Raw genomic sequence first — 16,686 nt, 5'->3', positions numbered from 1 at the left:
CGAACCATCATACTACCCTTCCCGCAGCAGGACTTTATTCCAAGCTATCTTTTAGTTTATTCATATAGTCAATTACTGCTGTTTTGTTCGCCTCAGAAAAAATTGCATCCCGATGAATTAGCGTGTAACTATCCAAAGGCATTTCCCCATCCTCGATCTGGTTTATGATAGACCGTAATTTGCTATTTTTCCTTCGGTCGGAAAGGTTGCCCCATTCGTTGAAATTCAGCTCTGCCTTTCCTTCTTTGATATGATGTTCCAAGTACCAAGAAGAGGGTTGTACCTTGCTGTACCAAGGATAATCGGTATTATTGCTATGGCAATCATAGCAGGAAACCTGCAACGATTGTTCTACCGTTGCAGGTACATTGTTCACGAGCATAAAATCGGTTTGTGGTACGGTTTCACTCTGGTTATAGTCCACAGGAAAAAACTGGATGACCACAAAGGCAACCAATGCTATCCACGCTATGATTTTTACTATTTTCACTTAGTTGATTTCACGTTGCACCTTACCACATTTTAGCATTTGGGCACCGAAATAGGGGTTTCTGATTTCTTCATTCATACTTAGCCAAGCACCGCCTTTATTGTTATCGTACATTGGGCAGTACTGCTCATAAATGGTCATTGAAGTTCCCGTTATCGCCACCATATCGGTCATATCCTTGCTAAGCGTTTTAAAATGCTCGCGTTGGTGGGCTATATCGCTCTCGCCAATATGCTCGGCGTGTTCGGTGGCATCCTCAATGATATCGTTTAGTTCGTTCTGCTCGCTGTCCGAGTAGCTCGATGCATCAAAGGATTTGAGCGATTGTGCCAAGGTGTTGCCCAGTTCCTTTGCTTTGGAATTGTCATCGTTGACCAAAGCGTCCTTCAAGTTGAAATAGTCCTTCAATATCGCTTCTGCCTTGGCATCTTGGCTGTTATCCATAGCCATATCTTCCTTATCATCCATCTTTTCTTGATGTATTTCATTGCTCATTGGCTTGGCGGGTTCGTTCTTATTTCCGTCCTTGCAGGAAACTGTTACCATCACTACGGTAGCAAGTGCCATTGTACCTATCGTTCTCTTTACTGTTTTCATTTTGTGTTTGTTTTAAATTGTTACTTTGTTAAAATCGGGCTAAAAGACCGCCACCCCAGCCATATCGGTTATTGTAATTTGCTTGTATTGAAAAATTTCGGGATAGGATATAAGAGGTTCCCACCAACCATTGCGTTTCGCCCTGATAGGATGTATCGCCTATATCGTTCACCCAACCAAAGTCTGCCCGGTATTCGTATTCCCCTTCAAGGAAAAAGCGTGGAAAAAGCAACAGTTCCCTATCGAGACGTATCCTTGGGCGCAGTTGATGGTCTACACTCACATCTACATTAAATCGGTAAGGCGTAAAGTATTTTACACCAATTAGACCTACTGTATTAAAGGTGTCATACGAGTCGGGTGTAGAAGTTTCGGTATTTACTCCTACATAGAGGCGCACCCAATCATTGAGATACCTATTATAGTTTACTTCGGCTTCAAGGTTTTTGTTATAATCGAACTCTGCTCTTAAACCAAATTCATTCCGAATATTGCTTGACATCAGAAATAGTTCATTAAAGTTTGAGCCTGCACGCAACAATCCCCAAGAATAGTAATGGTCTGTTTCGTCAATCAGTTTTTGAACGGGAAAGTTTTTCATCCTTTCATCCCTTGGGGTATCATAGCTGAATACGCGAGCCATACCGCCCATCATATGGTACAGGATGTGGCAGTGAAAGAACCAATCGCCATACTCCTCGTTATAGAACTCGATAACCACTTTCTGCATCGGTGGCACATTGACGGTGTGTTTCAACGGCGAGCGCTCACCATTTTCATTGATTACCCTAAAATAATGCCCGTGAAGGTGCATCGGGTGGTGCATCATCGTTAGGTTGTTAAGGGTAATGCGGGTTACTTCACCACCCCTGATTTTAATCTTATCCGTTTCTGAAAGTGGCACACCGTTAATACTCCACACATAGCGTTGCATATTTCCGGTCAGGTTTAATAGAATGTCGTTTACGGGCAAATCAGCCTTGTAGGTGGTATTTTCCTTCGCTTTTAAGAAATCATAGTTGAAATAGGTTTTACGGGTATCGTAATCAAAAGAGGAAGTGTCTTTTTGCATCATAGGCATATCGTGCCCCATATGGCCTCCCATCATATGCGAAGGTTCGGTAGATTTCATTGGCATTGAATCTTTTTTCATTCCTGCCATACCGTCCATCTTTTTATCCATCTTCATTTGCTTATGGTCGTCCATCTTCATATTGTCGCCCATTTCGCCTTTATTCATTGACATTTTGTCTTGCATTCCCATATTCATCTGGCCATCTTTCATATCCATTTTCATCCCGTAATTTTCCTTCAAAAACTCGGGTGTTTTTTTCTTTTTGTTACCCACCATTGCAGGGGCGCCCATCTTCATATCCATTTTGGCCATTTGTTTCATCATTGCAACCTTGTCCGGTCTCTCAATTCTTTTTGCTGGATACAGGCTTCCCTGTCCCAAGCGCAACGAGGTGCTACCAGAACCGTCTTGAGCGGTGGCGGTAACTTCCAAAGTACCTTCAGGGATGGTTACGATAACATCATAGGTTTCGGCAATACCAAAAAGGAAACGGCTTTTAGGTACAGGTTCCACATCAATACCATCGCCCGCAACGACCATAGGGTTGCCACCGCCAAAATCCATCCAGTAATAGGTAGAGGCGGATGCATTGATAAAGCGAAGCCGTACTTTTTCGCCTGTTTTGAATTCGGGATACTCGGCCAATGATTTTCCATTGGTCAGAAATGCCGGATAATAGATGTCGGCTATATCTGCTCCTTCCATACGGTCTCTCCAAAATTTCAGTTGTGCACCAAATGCGCCTTCCTTGATAACCCTGCCCAAAGGAACCGCCGTACCTTTTTTGACCTGATACCACTCGTTACCTCTTTTAAGGTTTCTCAAAACATTCATAGGATTTTCGTTGGTCCAATCAGAGAGTACCACAACCAAATCCTTGTCATATTCCAGAGTTTTTTCTTTTGGGTGAATAATAATAGACCCATAAACACCGCTTTGCTCCTGTAGCATCGTGTGGGAATGGTACCAGTAGGTGCCTGATTGGTTGATTGGGATTCTGTATTGAAAAGTTGTTCCTGGTTTAATAGGTGGCGTGGTCAAATAGGGAACGCCATCGTAAAAATTGGGTAATATCAACCCGTGCCAATGTACAGAGGTTTCCACATCCATTTTATTGGTAACATTGATAATGGCGAGGTCGCCCTCGGTGAATTCCAAGACTGGTCCAGGAATACTACCATTGATGGTCATTCCTTTTGCTGTTACACCAGCGAGCGTCATTTCATTTTCTTCAATGGTTAAGTTATACTCCTTGACAGGTCTACCTTCTTCATTTCTGTCCGCACCGTTTGTGCCTACTTGGGCAAATACAGTAGAAGAAAACAGCAATAGGGTGGTGATTTGTAATATTTTCATTTTTAATTTATTAAATAGTTTAAAAGTGCTGATTGCACGTAATACATCTTTATGGATTCGATTTGGTTCATCTGAAATTTCAGTTGCAATTCCTGAATGTCCAGCACATCGTTAAAATCGATGGTTCCCGTTTCATAATTCTTTATTAATATTTCCTCGGCATCGTTAGCCTGCATTAAACTCTTTTCTTGGGTATTGAACTGAATACGGGCTTGATTGCGCTGTGATTTTGCTTTCGCGAAAGCGGTTTCAAGTACATTCAAACGCTCTGTTTTTTGTGATTCGATTTCCAGTTGTCTCAGTTCGTTCTGTTTGGAAACCGATGAATAGCGGTTGTTGAAAATAGGTATGGACAGCGATACCATTGGCATCACGATATCCTTGCCGTTGTCGCTAAAGGTCATATCGGGACGTTCGGAAACGGGTACATAGTCCAATCCAAAACCGATGTTCGGGGCACTTTCCTTTTGGTTCAGCAATTCGGATTGTTCAATGGACTCGTAAAGTCTATCATATTTGAGCAGTTCGGGATTAAGCGCCAATCCTTCATCGCTGTATATCGGGTCTTCCGTTGGGATGGTCATTTCTGGGACGATTTCAACGGCAATGCTTTCCTTTCGGTTCAAAAGATTGTTGAAGCTGACCTGTTCCGCCAAATACTCCTCCTGCAAGACCTCTTTTTGTTGTTGCAGTTCGTTCTGGCGAATCTGCAACCGTAGAACATCAACTGCGGAAGCCTTGCCCACTTCCACAGAGGTCAATGCCAACCGTTCGTAAGTTTGTAGTAGTTGGATGTTTTCGTCCAGTACATCCTGTTTCGCATTGATGGCATATAGTTGATAGTAGGATTGGGCGACCGAAAGTGCCAGTTTTCGTTTGGCAATGGCAATTTCAACAAACTCGGTTTCCGCCATTGAGCTGGCATAGTTTTCCCGTGCCGTTATCGTACCGAACCACGGCAACATCTGCGAAATCGAAAATCGTGCCCGTTGCGCACCCGTTCGGGTTTCGGGTTCGCTTACAAAGTATCCTGCGCTTACCACAGTATTAGGTAGCGTATTGACTTCGTTCACTTTTTCTTCGGCGATATTGTACCGCAGCTCGTAAGCCTGAATATCTGGATTGTTCGCTTCTGCTTCCTGTATATAAGATTGAAGCTCTTGCGCTTCCGCGTAAAAAGAAACAAGCAATAATCCGATGATGATTTTTACATTTTTCATTTGCTCGCTCGTTTAAGTTGATTTTCTTCCCGCCAGCTATATAGTACGGGCAACAGGAAATATGAGGTTACATCAATGAGCATCCCACCCACAATGGGAATGGCCATTGGAATCATTATATCGCTTCCCTTTCCGGTGGATGTTAGCACTGGCAACAAGGCAAGAACGGTCGTTACGGTCGTCATCAAACAGGGACGGATACGCTTGCCTGCCGCTTCACGGGTAGCTTGACGAATGCCCGGTTTGTCATTCGGTTTTTCCTTATCGAAAGATTGGTCGAGATAGGTTGCCATCACCACACCGTCATCGGTAGCAATACCAAAGAGTGCGATGAATCCGACCCAGACCGCAACGCTCAGGTTGATAGTTTTGATATTGAACAACTCGCGAAGGTTCTCACCGAACAAATTGAAATTGAGAAACCAGTCTTGTCCATAGAGCCAAATCATCACAAAGCCACCTGCAAATGCTACGGCAATGGCGGTAAATACCATCAATGAGGTGGTGACCGATTTAAACTGAAAGTATAGAATGAGAAATATGATAATCAAGCATAGCGGAACCACGATGGACAGGGTTTTCTCTGCACGCAACTGGTTTTCATAGGTGCCCGTAAACTTGTAGCTGATGCCTTTGGGTACGGTCAGTTCGCCGCTGTCTATCTTTTCTTGAATCAAGGCCTGGGCATTTTCCACCACATCCACTTCGGCAAAGCCGTCCAGCTTGTCAAATAAAACATAGCCGACCAAGAAGGTGTCCTCACTTTTGATGACCTGCGGACCTTGCTCATACCGGATGTCCACGAGTTCGCCAAGGGGAACGGGGCTTCCTTTTTCCACGGGAACGTAGATATTCTTTAGGTCGGTCGGATTATCACGCAGCTCTCGTGGGTAGCGTACCCTAACGGCGTAGCGTTCCCTACCTTCGACTGTTTGGGTCAGGGGCATCCCACCTACGGCCACTTGCAGGATTTCCTGTACGTCCATAATCGAAACCCCGTAACGCGCCAACTGTTCCCGTTTGATATCCACCAACAGATAGGGTTTGCCCACGATACGGTCGGCAAATACGGCCTGTTCTTTTACACCTTCGGCCTGTTTCAATATTTCTTCGAGTTCCAAGCCGAAAGCTTCGATTTCCCGTAAGTCCTGCCCCTTGACCTTAATGCCCATTGGCGCGCGCATACCCGTTTGCAGCATCACCAATCGGGTTTCGATAGGCTGTAACTTAGGGGCGGAAGTAATACCGGGCAGTTTAGTGACCCTGACGATTTCGTTCCAGATATCATCCGGGCTCTGGATTTCAGGTCGCCAGTTTCGGTAGTACTCGCCATCATCATCGGGAATCAATTCGTTTCTTGTGATGGTAGTTTGCAATTGGGATGCTTCATAACTGGCATCGTTTTCTACTTCGTTGTTCGGATTAATATGGAACCTATCATTTTTCAATACAAAAAGTCCGTCGTCGTTTACCCGATAGCGTTGCCGTTCCCCTGAAGCGTTGCGCATATATTCCGACTTGTACTGAATCACGTTCTCGTACATCGAAAGCGGTGCCGGGTCAAGCGCGGATTCGGTGCGGCCTGCCTTTCCGACCACGGTCTCGATTTCAGGGATGGTGGCCACCGCCATATCCAATTGTTGCAAGACCCGTTTATTTTCGGCTACACCTGAGTGCGGTAGCGAGGTAGGCATCAACAGGAACGAACCCTCGTTGAGCGCTGGCATAAATTCCTTACCCGTGTTGCGCATTATGAAGAAACCGAGAACCAGCAATGTGGTGGGAATTATCAAGAACAGCAATCTGTTTTGCAATGCCCATCTTAAGATGCTATCGTAGTATTTTCTGAGTAGCGAAAAGATGCCCAGAACACCAAAACAGCTTACCGCTACAAAAATGAGGTTCATAATCAGGCTGCGGTCGAAGCCGAGCGGTCGCCAGTATTCAGCCAATAGGAATACAACTGCGATTGTGGCAATAGCCGTATTGATGAGATTTTTTTGCTTTACCGCTACGCTCTCCCTTTGGTCGTGAATCTCGCCAGCTCGATTTCGCGAAAGCGTAACACGCATCGATAAAATGGCTACCAAGCCAAAAGCGACAAGTACCAATCCTATCCAATACCCAAAAATCACTGCGGTGATTCCCAAAAGGATTAAAAGCCCATTGATGGCATATTTGAGCCGTTCCCGCATTTCGGTCTTTCTAAAGAAAGTGGCTGCGAATGGCGGTATAAGGAATAGGGCAATAACGAGTGCAGCGGCCAATGCCATTGTTTTGGTAAATGCCAATGGTCGAAAGAGTTTCCCTTCAGCACCAATCATCGTAAACACCGGAAGGAAACTAATTATTGTAGTCATTACAGCAGTAACAATAGCGCCGGAAACTTCGGATGTGGCGTTGTAAACGATTTCGTTTGTTGTATAGGGTTGACCGTTTTTGTTTACCCGCAAGTCTTCATCTTCCAGATGTCGAATCATATTTTCGGCAAGGATGACCCCGACATCTACCATCGTACCAATAGCAATGGCGATACCCGAAAGTGCCACAATGTTCGCATCCACATTAAAGAGCTTCATCGTGATAAAGACCATCAACACCGCCACGGGCAATAATCCAGAAATCAATATGGATGCTCTGAGATTGAAAACCATTATGATAATGACCAAAATGGTAATCAGGATTTCCAAGGTCAGGGCCTCGTTGAGCGTACCCAAGGTTTCTTGAATGAGTTCGGTACGGTCGTAAAAGGGGACAATAGTGACTTGGGAGGTTCTACCGTCGGCCAGTTCTTTTGAAGGAAACCCCGAGCTTACCTCGTCGATTTGGTCTTTGACATTATTGATGACTTCCAGCGGATTGGCACCGTAACGGGCAACTACCACACCGCCCACGACTTCGGCACCTTCCTTGTCCAAAATGCCGCGACGTGTAGCTGGTCCCAAGTGTACCTTGCCTACATCCTTTATCCTGATGGAAGTGAAATTCTCGGAATCGACTACCGCATTTTCTATATCGGCTATGGATTTTACGTACCCCAGACCGCGCACCAGGTATTCGGCCTTGTTCATTTCCAAGGTTTGCGCACCGATGTCCTGATTGCTTTCCCTAACGGCCTTTACAATATCCGCCAGACCGATGTTGTACTGCCGCATCTTTTCGGGGTCAACATCCACTTGGTATTCCTGAACGTATCCGCCAATGGATGCCACTTCACTTACACCGCTTGCAGAAGAGAGCGCATATTTTACGTAGTAATCCTGTATGCTTCGTAGTTCCTGTAAATCCCATCCACCTGTAACGTTTCCCTCTTTGTCACGACCTTCCAGAGTGTACCAAAAAATCTGTCCCAATCCCGTGGCATCCGGGCCCAAGGCGGGATTGACACCATCGGGCAACAGACCGCTGGGTAGCGAATTGAGCTTTTCGAGGATGCGGCTACGCGACCAGTAGAATTCGATGTCCTCTTCAAAAATGATGTAGATACTGGAAAACCCGAACATCGAAGAACTACGAATGGTCTTGACGCCAGGTATTCCGAGAAGGGAAGTGGTGAGCGGGTAGGTAATCTGGTCCTCGATATCCTGAGGAGAGCGCCCTTGCCACTTGGTGAAAACAATCTGTTGGTTTTCGCCAATATCGGGTATGGCATCTACAGCCACAGGGTCATTGGGCAATATTCCGGTGTCCCAATTAAAGGGTCCGTTCACGATACCCCAACCCACGAAAAGGGCTAGCATCAGTACCGCAACGAGCTTATTTTCTATAAGGAATTTTATGCCTTTGTTCAGCATATAAAATGATAATTAGACAGTTATACAATTGTGGCTTGTTGCAATTCTAAAAGTTGAATACAACAAAACGTGCCCAGAACGGGATAACCGTTGGGCTTAGTGCCGTTCCGATGGGTATCGGAATCGGGCTACTGTCTAAAAATCAAATTAAATAAGTCTCGTAGAGTATCTGAACGTCCCGTTCAATAAAGGGGGGCGAGTAATCCTTGAAGGGAACGATATTTTCATCAAGTCCCTCGAAAAGATTGATATAGGTGTAGAAAAATGTGGCAACGAAGGTTTGTTGCTCAAAAGTAAGTTTGTTGAATGATGTTTTAAGGTCGTCGCTACCTTCCTTCACGATTTTTTGGTCTGAGCAACACGATTTATTGCTCATTGAAGGATTTTCACAACCCGTGGTTGGTTGTGCCTTTTCCATTCCGCAGGTTTCTGCCTTTGTGAAGAAACTAAAATCGACCAAAGAGTCCCCGCAGTAGTGTATATCAACCGTGAATGACATCGTAGTGAACATCACTACAAATGCCATTAAAACAGATAATATTTTATGGAAAACCTTTTTCATCGATGCAAAATTACAAAATTTTAAGATTCTTTTTTTGGTTTAAGGAATTTTTGGGCAATGCAATCGATGAAAAATAGTCAAAAAATGTGAGATGTTTTATAAGATAATAGTTTGTGGGACAAAGAATGAAAACGAAATTTAGAATGAAAGTCCTCTACCTTTGCCTTTGTATTTCGACCAATCCGTAAACTCATCCTTGAACCCGTTATAGACTTCTTCGGTTTTCTTGCCCCTACTGCCCAATAAGGAGCTAACGGCATAAACGCCTTTTCTGAGCAGTCTGTTTTGTTGGATATTCGAATGCCTCGCTGATGCCATTTTCACACTTTCGCGAAGTCCGTTATCCATATGGTGTTGCACTATTTCCCGGTGCAGGTTCGGGTACCCTTTTTCAGCGGTTAGCATAAAGGCGACCTTGTCGTACAGTCCCCTTTCCATCAAATGTCCCGCCCATAGGTTTTCGAGATTGTTCCTTCCATCTGCTATTAGTTCATTAATGATAGGTTGTTGTCCTTTTAATGTTTCGCTTAAATCAGGAATTGAACTCAAATACTGGTTCGTTCTTTTCGGCAAGGGGCAACTTGTTGTATTGTCCGTATAAATGGATTTGATCTCGAACCCTTTCTCTCCATTTACAAAATAGAACCCCTTGGCATTGAACAGGGAGATATAATCCTTCGCCGATTTTTCGAAAGGCGCATGCATACGTTCGGCATTCTTTATATACGAACCCAAAGCGATACTTTCATATTGCTTTTTGTAAACGGTATTCATTTTTCCATATAGTTTCGGAAAAATCATAGGCAAGAATATAGCCGTTGCAGTCAACTTGGAGCTGTTTTCGGAAGATTGCTCAGACAGCATTTCCAATATCAAATGGTTTTGACGCACGAAGCCCGTGGATACATGTTTTTCCATATTATCGGGAAAAGGCAGTTTGCCCAGTTTTACGGGAACAGTATGCTTGTTCGATTTGGTAAAGCACAATTCGTTGTTTTGATACTTTACGCCCCAAGCTTGGAACAAAAGACGAACGCTACCTTTTTCAATTCCAACATCGAAAATGCCTTTCTTCAATACCTTGCCGATAAGTTTGAATTTATTCTCCAAGATTTCCTTTTCTTTTTTGGTTTCTATTTCATATAATCTTTGCCTGACCATGGGAAAGGCATTCTCTAACGCTTTTCTGAATTCGGTCTTTTGATTTTTTGGGATGTAGCGTTCCAAGAAATAATGTTTTTTTGTAGCGGTCAAGCTGGGGACGATATTCCCGAAGCTGGTTTTCAAAATATGTTCCGAAAGCAGTCCTTGCTGTTTTGGGGATTTCAGGTATGATGTCGTCAATGCCTCTTTTATAACTTTTTGGACTTCCAATCTGAACTGTTTGCTTTCGATATCGATTTGAGTGGGTTCGTCCCTGTTGCCAAAAATGTCCAAACGATTCTGCATCCGAATGTTCTTGCCAAGTTCCCTTGCCCTGAATACATAGCGCGATTTGTCATAGATTGTAAATTCCTCGATAACATCTCCTTTTTTGTCCAGTTTGATGTCGATTCCCTGATACTCCTGGAGCACATCTTGAAGGTCGTGCGGATCGATAGTATAAAAAAGGTCATAGGTTGTTTCAATTTGTTTCAACAGGCGTTTCCGTTACATTGGCAGCAATTTCGAATTTGAATGTGCATCGAAGACCTTTTGCAGTTTCGGGCCGCTCAGACCTCGGTGTACGGCGGAACCGTTGATAAACCTTGTTCGGTAGTCTTTTTGGTTGTTCAGGCCATAGGCAACCCCAATCCTTCCCGATTCGCTTTTGGTTTGCCGTAACTCAATATGATAGGGCTTTACTAGTCTTCCGAGTTCATTGAAACTTCGCACTTTGTATTTCTGGTTGATGCTGTTTAGCACATCCTGTAGATAATACTTCGTTCCCTTTTCCGCATCCATGCCGAACTGTAGTTCGGGCAATCGGTATATCGGGAGTTCCCGTATCTGTTTTGTCGTCGGTGCCGGTGACAGGTCGTATTTTTTTTCTAGGTGCTGTCGTGTCGCCATGCTCCTTTTGTGACTATTAAAAATAGGCAGGACTTTTCCATCTTCTTTTACGATAGTGGTTACGATATGAACATGCTCATGCTTGGTATCGTTGTGCCTGACCACCACATAGGGCTGTTCTCCAAAACCCATATTTTCCATATATTCCTTGGAAATTTTGTAAAAGGTCTTGTCATTTAAATGTTCCCCGTGGGGAAGGTTCAGACTGATATGGGCATAACGGTTTTTTGTGGCATTGCGCTGCCCCTGAAAATGGAGCACGTTCCCGAAGAACTTTGGGGATATGCTTTGGGAAAACGTGTTGCCGTAACCGAGTATTCGCATACCTTCTTTTCCGAAGACATAGTTCAATGTCCCGGTACAGGTCTCCCCATAAATAATCTTTGCTATCATGCCGTTCTTTAATCCTTCGCAATTTCAATTAGCGAGTGTAGGAGTTCGTTGGTCTTTTTTATTTCCCGTTCGAGGTTCGAATTCGGGCTTCTCAGGTTTTTGTGGTGTGCGATTTTGACTAATTGGTTAATGTTGTTGCCTATTCTGTTGATGTGGTAAGCAAGGTTCGAGGTATCGGGGAGCATATCTTTTTCGTCAGCTTCTTTGTTCAAAACTAACCTTCTTAAAAGCGGACTTATCGTTCCCCTTTCGGAAATATTTAGATTATAGGATTCACAAATTTTTCGCAATTTTTCATATTCCGAATCGTTGAACCGCAGCATCACGTTATAAAGTCGCTTCTTGTTTCCCAATCGTTTTCGGCCTCTTTTTCGTTGCTTCATTTTTATTGCTTTTTAAGGCAAAACACTTCGCAAGAAGTAGACAATTCTAAGTAACTTAGAATGCACCTCGCTATCCGTTTCACGGATAAATATAAGTAATCAATTATGAATTTAACTATCTATTAATCAATTGTTTAAGTCGTTAATTCATATCGAACCATATTAATATAAATGGGTACAGATAGTAGATTTATTTGGTCTAATATGGTGTTGAAAAAATTGAAAGAAATAAAGAAATAAAGAAATATTCAAGCTTTTTGTGGGTAGGGAGAAAAAAGGGCAAGCGGCATTTCCGCCGCTTGTGCTTTTGCGCGGCCGCGAGGGGGTCTTGCAAAACCGGAACGGAAAGACGACCGAAAGCGGGCGGACGAAGGTCGCCCGCTCGGGAGGATCGGAGTGGAATTTTTGCAAGACTTCCGCAGTGGCTTGGGAATATATGGCTGAATAAAAAAGTTAAAAAGAGTACTACCTCCTTAGTTAAAATCTTTACTCGGTATCTTTGGTCAATCTCAAAATCCGGACCTACGACCAACAAAAAAACTTAGAACCCATTGATAAGTATTAGCGACAAAATGTTCATTACAACAGATATCAATGCAGCTACTATAGCCTATTTTAAAAAATCGGTTCTACGTAAATTATTGATGAGTTTTTCCTTTGAACAATCAAATAATAAAGCAATTATCGACCTGTTCAAAAGTATTAATCATTATGGATTTGACTTGTCTAACGAGTATGAATTAGACCCTTTTGTAATGTTAATGCAGTTCAAAAATAACCTTGAAGAGGACGAACTAACCGCTCTGTACTTTTGGGGCTTGAACCAAAAATACATGTATTATTTCGAGAATTTTTTAGGTGAAAGTGATAGCTATCCAGAAAAGAAATTCGACAAGGAATTTGGCAGGTCTCTTGCCTATAAAGTCTATAATCCTAACGCTAGTGGATTGGAGGAGGACACCATAGAAGAACTCAAAGTACTCTTATGTAATTTCGCTAGTGAATTTGATTTATCGGTTATAGATGAATTTACATCAGAAGAGATAGTAGAGGTTATTGATATCTACTGTTCATCATCGAATAATTTCGTGCCGGTTCTCTAGTTAAGAATTGTACTTACGTGTTAACGGAGTGTTTTTATGTGGAATGTTCATAACTAGGATTAAGCTATAAGCCCACTTTCTAAAAGATCTAATTGCTCCCTATGCTTTTCAGGATTAGCTTCTTTTAGCTTTTGAAGATTTTGCAGTTTCCATTGCACGGCAGGGTAATCTCCAAAATCCAATAAACTCCAATCGGGAGTGCCATTTTGGAAACTCAGAAGAAATTTCTTATCGGTATCGGTAAGATTCTCATGAATGGTTTTGATAAGCAAACTTCTCCTAGCTTCAAAATCTTCATAAGTAAATTCTTCTTCACTCATACCCTCAAATTGATTCGCCATAGCTGAACGTTGGTCAAGTAAATTTGGAGTAAGCATTTCATGTAGCGGTCTATTGCTACTTAACAGTCCAAAGAGAAATCCTGTTCTGACTTCCTCGGTAAATCCCTCGTTTTCTAAAAGATATTTGACATCGAAAAAATCTCTAGGATGCTGACGATCCAACGCAGCACAAATCTTACCTCCATAGAGCTGGCCAATAGGAACAACTTGGATTTCACAAAAAGCATCGAATGCTTCCTGTGCCTTTTCACATAAGGTCATTTTGATAGGTGGCGCAATGGTTCCACGCATTGCCTGATTGATTTCCAGTTTTATTTGAGCTTGTGTATTGGAAATTTGCAATTTAAGTTCAGCTTGTTTGTGTATAACCTTGGCGTTTGGGACAACCGCTTGAATAGTTGCTTTAATTCTTTCCAAGGCCCCCGTTATATTTTTAAAAGATGTTTCCCTATTCTCGACCGGAACGTAGGTTAAATCAATATCTACGGACAACCTAGGCATTTCGCGAACGAACAGGTTAATGGCCGTTCCTCCATGGAGGGCAAAGCATGTTTCTTTTGCAACGTCCGGAAGTATATTCAATAACAGTGAAACTTGTGATTTATAATTCGCCATTTGCAAATTCAGTAGGAACGGTTATTTTATATTTTGAATTGTAAACACCATTTTTTACGATACTTCGTTTACCACTTCCCAAATCTATTTTTTCGAGGTTTATATGTTGAACCCAACTATGACCAGCCTTTTCGGCCAGATATAGAAAAAGGCGTTTTACCTTTATAGAGGAACAGTTTTCCAATAGATTTTGAACAAGATTCGGTCTTAGGTTATTTAACCCTTCCATTAATTGGTAACACTCTAAAAGTTCTTGATTTTTGGGTGTTAAAAATAGGCACTCCAGCATTGCCCTTGCAGCACTGGAAACTTTTATAGTGAATGTTTTTAGCTCCACTTCCGTAAGCCCTATTTCCGCTGGTAGAAAAGAAGAACTATAATAGTCTAGGGTTACGCCCCAATCATGCTTTAAGCACCAAGTGGGCAGTTTTTCGTTTTTTCCGCCGAACAGCGTAACCTTTTTTTGGGAAAGTTCTAAATAATGTGATTTTCCGAGTAATGAGAAAGCGGTCTTCCCTGCCGGATGTACAAATAGCCCAGCTTGTTTTTGAAGGGCATAGATTGCACCTTCGTAACCGACATTATCACCCGAGCGTATCATGGCTCCTGTACCTATTGAGGTAAACCAGTCACTGCTACGATACCTTTTTTGCAGATCAAGACTATATCCTTTCCCTACTAACCAAGAAGATAGGTAAACGATTCCCGAAGGATTCGCACCCAATAATTGGTTTATTTTTAATTTACTATCGGTACTCACGGTACCAAATTACGTAATTTTTTAAACTATTGCGAGAATTGGTTTAAAAATAAATAGATTTCGGTACTACAAGTACCCCTGTAAGATTATTTATAAACCATCAAAAGCGAAGATTTTTAGAAAAAAATTACCTATAGATTAAAAAAAGTAATATTTTTTAACCATCAGTTAAAAAATATTACTAGATTTGTAGTATAAGTTCTTTGACATCGCACGAGCGTTAGTTAGCAAACGTATGAATTGAAGTGAATTCAGTTTCACAGCCCTACGGGTATTTTTACACCAGCGACCATATACTGGTCGCGTTGGAATGGTTTTACACAACTGCCTTTAAACTATTAAGGAAGTACGTATCGAACTGAAATAAGTTAAGCCTTTCGGTAGATAAATAAAAGGAGTCCTTTAAAAATTAGATTAATTAAAGAAGCAGGAAATTGATAGAGATGGCAGCATCTTACGAGTATGCGTTTGCTAATAAACATTGATTGAAGCAGGCAATGATTTAATATGCATTGCATTCGTTAATTGTATAATTTAAAACCCATGAAAAATGGAAAAACACAATTATTTTTTCAATCACACTACTCGTGTGGAAGCTGTTATCGAACGAATCGAAACAGTTCTAGAAAAGAGCCGTAATATGCTCTTGGATGATGAAATCCATTTACTGGAAGAAAGTTTATCTGACTTAAGGAAACTTAAAAAGAAAGCTTTTTCTGAAAATGATTTAATGTTAATGGGCAGGGTAGTAATTAATTTGCTCCGTTTTTTTGATATTGATATTTCATAATCCACATCTCTATCATTATTTCTCACTTAAATTCACGTTATGAACATAGGTCAAGTAATAAAGGATTCTCGTAAAGAGAAAGGGATAAAACAAGGAGATTTTTCTAATCTCTGTGAAATCTCACAAACATATCTTAGCTTGATAGAAAGTAACCGAAAAGAACCCAATATCACAACTTTAAAAACTATATCTGAAAAACTCGGAATTCCTCTACCTGTAATGTTTTTTTTAAGTTTAGATGAAGATGATATTCCAAAAAGGAAGCAAGAAATATTTAAGGCTTTGGAACCTTCAATTAAGGACATGATTAAGCAAATTTATGTGAATGATTAAAAGCATTAATCATTTATCCAATCACTATCTTCAAATAAAAAAAGAAGAATTATTAGAGCTTTCTAAAAACACTCCAAAATACTACAACACCTTCATAAAAAAGCAAGTAAAGCCTGACGGACGAGTAAAGCGAAGGGAAATAACCGAAGCTTGTGGCTTACTAAAAAGGACACATAAGTTAATCCTCAAAAACGTACTTCAAAAAATAGATTTTCCGTCCCCACCATTTATTGGAGGTTTGAAAAAGAAGGACAATATTTTAAATGCTTATTTCCATCAGGGAAAGCCCCACAAATTTTGTACTGACCTTAAAAACTTCTATCCACATATTAATAATAAAATGGTCTATAAGGCTTTTGTAAATAGGGGTTTTTCTGCTGACGTATCAAGTATTCTGACCAAATTGACAACCAATAAGGGTGGTTTGATTCAGGGAGGGGTAAACAGTACACACATTGCGTATTTGACCATTTGGAATACAGCTCAAAAACTGCTAGAAATTTGTGATAAGGAGGAAATCGTTTTTACTATTTATGTAGATGACATGACATTTTCTTCAAGTCACGACTTTAAAGAATTATCTCTGGAGTTGAGAGATATAATTATTGAAGGTGGTTTTTTTGTCAATCATGATAAAACCTTTTATACGAAAGGCAAAGCTGACATTACTGGAGTTAAGGTCGGTCAAAATACATTGAACGTTAAAGATGATTTTCGTGAAAAATTGAATAATATCGACGGATTAAATGACAAACAAAAAGCTGGCCTTGAAATGTATTACGAGAGAGTAGTTACTTATGGCAGAACTAAATAATTACTTGT

At 41.6% G+C, this 16,686-nt stretch carries 15 protein-coding genes; 4 read left to right on the top strand and 11 right to left on the bottom strand.

The features are described 5' to 3' along the window. Positions 1 to 34: 34 nt before the first annotated feature. From FEK29_RS07440 to FEK29_RS07400, 9 genes are all read right to left on the bottom strand, one after another. Positions 35 to 490 carry a heme-binding domain-containing protein gene (locus FEK29_RS07440; RefSeq protein ID WP_138257799.1) on the bottom strand — a complete coding sequence of 152 codons (456 nt, stop codon included), beginning with the start codon at positions 488 to 490 and terminating at the stop codon, positions 35 to 37. Next, positions 491 to 1,087 carry a DUF3347 domain-containing protein gene (locus FEK29_RS07435; RefSeq protein WP_138257798.1) on the bottom strand — a complete coding sequence of 199 codons (597 nt, stop codon included), beginning with the start codon at positions 1,085 to 1,087 and terminating at the stop codon, positions 491 to 493. It lies immediately after the preceding gene. Positions 1,088 to 1,115: 28 nt separating this feature from the next. Further along, a complete protein-coding gene (locus FEK29_RS07430; RefSeq protein ID WP_138257797.1) occupies positions 1,116 to 3,518 on the bottom strand; it encodes a multicopper oxidase domain-containing protein in 2,403 nt (800 codons plus the stop codon). Between the two features lie 2 nt (positions 3,519 to 3,520). Then, positions 3,521 to 4,738, bottom strand: a complete 1,218-nt coding sequence (locus FEK29_RS07425; protein WP_119638282.1) for a TolC family protein — start codon at positions 4,736 to 4,738, stop codon at positions 3,521 to 3,523. Next, entirely contained in the window at positions 4,735 to 8,532 is a 3,798-nt protein-coding gene (locus FEK29_RS07420) for an efflux RND transporter permease subunit (protein ID WP_138257796.1), read from the bottom strand. The genes FEK29_RS07425 and FEK29_RS07420 overlap by 4 nt, the downstream gene beginning before the upstream one ends. Positions 8,533 to 8,674: 142 nt before the next feature. Beyond that, entirely contained in the window at positions 8,675 to 9,094 is a 420-nt protein-coding gene (locus FEK29_RS07415) for an HYC_CC_PP family protein (RefSeq protein WP_138257795.1), read from the bottom strand. Positions 9,095 to 9,232: 138 nt separating this feature from the next. Next, positions 9,233 to 10,732 (bottom strand): hypothetical protein, encoded by a 1,500-nt coding sequence (locus FEK29_RS07410; RefSeq protein ID WP_138257794.1) that lies wholly within the window; start codon positions 10,730 to 10,732, stop codon positions 9,233 to 9,235. Between the two features lie 12 nt (positions 10,733 to 10,744). Next, positions 10,745 to 11,539 (bottom strand): relaxase/mobilization nuclease domain-containing protein, encoded by a 795-nt coding sequence (locus FEK29_RS07405; RefSeq protein ID WP_138257793.1) that lies wholly within the window; start codon positions 11,537 to 11,539, stop codon positions 10,745 to 10,747. Between the two features lie 8 nt (positions 11,540 to 11,547). Beyond that, positions 11,548 to 11,922: a plasmid mobilization protein gene (locus FEK29_RS07400; protein WP_138257792.1), complete on the bottom strand. Its 375-nt coding sequence runs from the start codon at positions 11,920 to 11,922 to the stop codon at positions 11,548 to 11,550. Positions 11,923 to 12,494: 572 nt separating this feature from the next. Here FEK29_RS07400 and FEK29_RS07395 point away from each other — a divergent pair. Beyond that, positions 12,495 to 13,025, top strand: a complete 531-nt coding sequence (locus FEK29_RS07395; RefSeq protein WP_138257791.1) for a hypothetical protein — start codon at positions 12,495 to 12,497, stop codon at positions 13,023 to 13,025. Between the two features lie 59 nt (positions 13,026 to 13,084). Here FEK29_RS07395 and FEK29_RS07390 read toward each other — a convergent pair whose 3' ends face one another. Together FEK29_RS07390 and FEK29_RS07385 are read right to left on the bottom strand one after the other, a co-directional pair. Beyond that, positions 13,085 to 13,981 (bottom strand): nucleotidyl transferase AbiEii/AbiGii toxin family protein, encoded by an 897-nt coding sequence (locus tag FEK29_RS07390; RefSeq protein ID WP_138257790.1) that lies wholly within the window; start codon positions 13,979 to 13,981, stop codon positions 13,085 to 13,087. After that, positions 13,968 to 14,741 carry a type IV toxin-antitoxin system AbiEi family antitoxin gene (locus FEK29_RS07385; protein ID WP_138257789.1) on the bottom strand — a complete coding sequence of 258 codons (774 nt, stop codon included), beginning with the start codon at positions 14,739 to 14,741 and terminating at the stop codon, positions 13,968 to 13,970. The genes FEK29_RS07390 and FEK29_RS07385 overlap by 14 nt, the downstream gene beginning before the upstream one ends. Positions 14,742 to 15,291: 550 nt before the next feature. On the opposite strand from FEK29_RS07385, the gene FEK29_RS07380 reads away from it, so the two are divergent. Genes FEK29_RS07380 through FEK29_RS07370 form a run of 3 tightly spaced genes read left to right on the top strand, consistent with a single transcriptional unit; the run spans position 15,292 to position 16,678 of the window. Continuing rightward, on the top strand, positions 15,292 to 15,531 hold the full coding sequence (locus FEK29_RS07380; protein WP_138257788.1) for a hypothetical protein: 240 nt from the start codon (positions 15,292 to 15,294) through the stop codon (positions 15,529 to 15,531). A 39-nt stretch (positions 15,532 to 15,570) separates the two neighbouring features. Continuing rightward, on the top strand, positions 15,571 to 15,864 hold the full coding sequence (locus tag FEK29_RS07375; RefSeq protein WP_138257787.1) for a helix-turn-helix domain-containing protein: 294 nt from the start codon (positions 15,571 to 15,573) through the stop codon (positions 15,862 to 15,864). Next, a complete protein-coding gene (locus FEK29_RS07370) occupies positions 15,857 to 16,678 on the top strand; it encodes a reverse transcriptase family protein (RefSeq protein ID WP_138257786.1) in 822 nt (273 codons plus the stop codon). The genes FEK29_RS07375 and FEK29_RS07370 overlap by 8 nt, the downstream gene beginning before the upstream one ends. The last annotated feature ends 8 nt before the right edge of the window (positions 16,679 to 16,686 follow it).

It is taken from the genome of Maribacter aurantiacus, assembly GCF_005780245.1.
In the GTDB taxonomy this organism is placed as follows: domain Bacteria; phylum Bacteroidota; class Bacteroidia; order Flavobacteriales; family Flavobacteriaceae; genus Maribacter; species Maribacter flavus.
The sequence above is the reverse complement of the archived record's forward strand: the minus strand, read 5'-3'. Positions and strand labels throughout refer to the sequence as shown.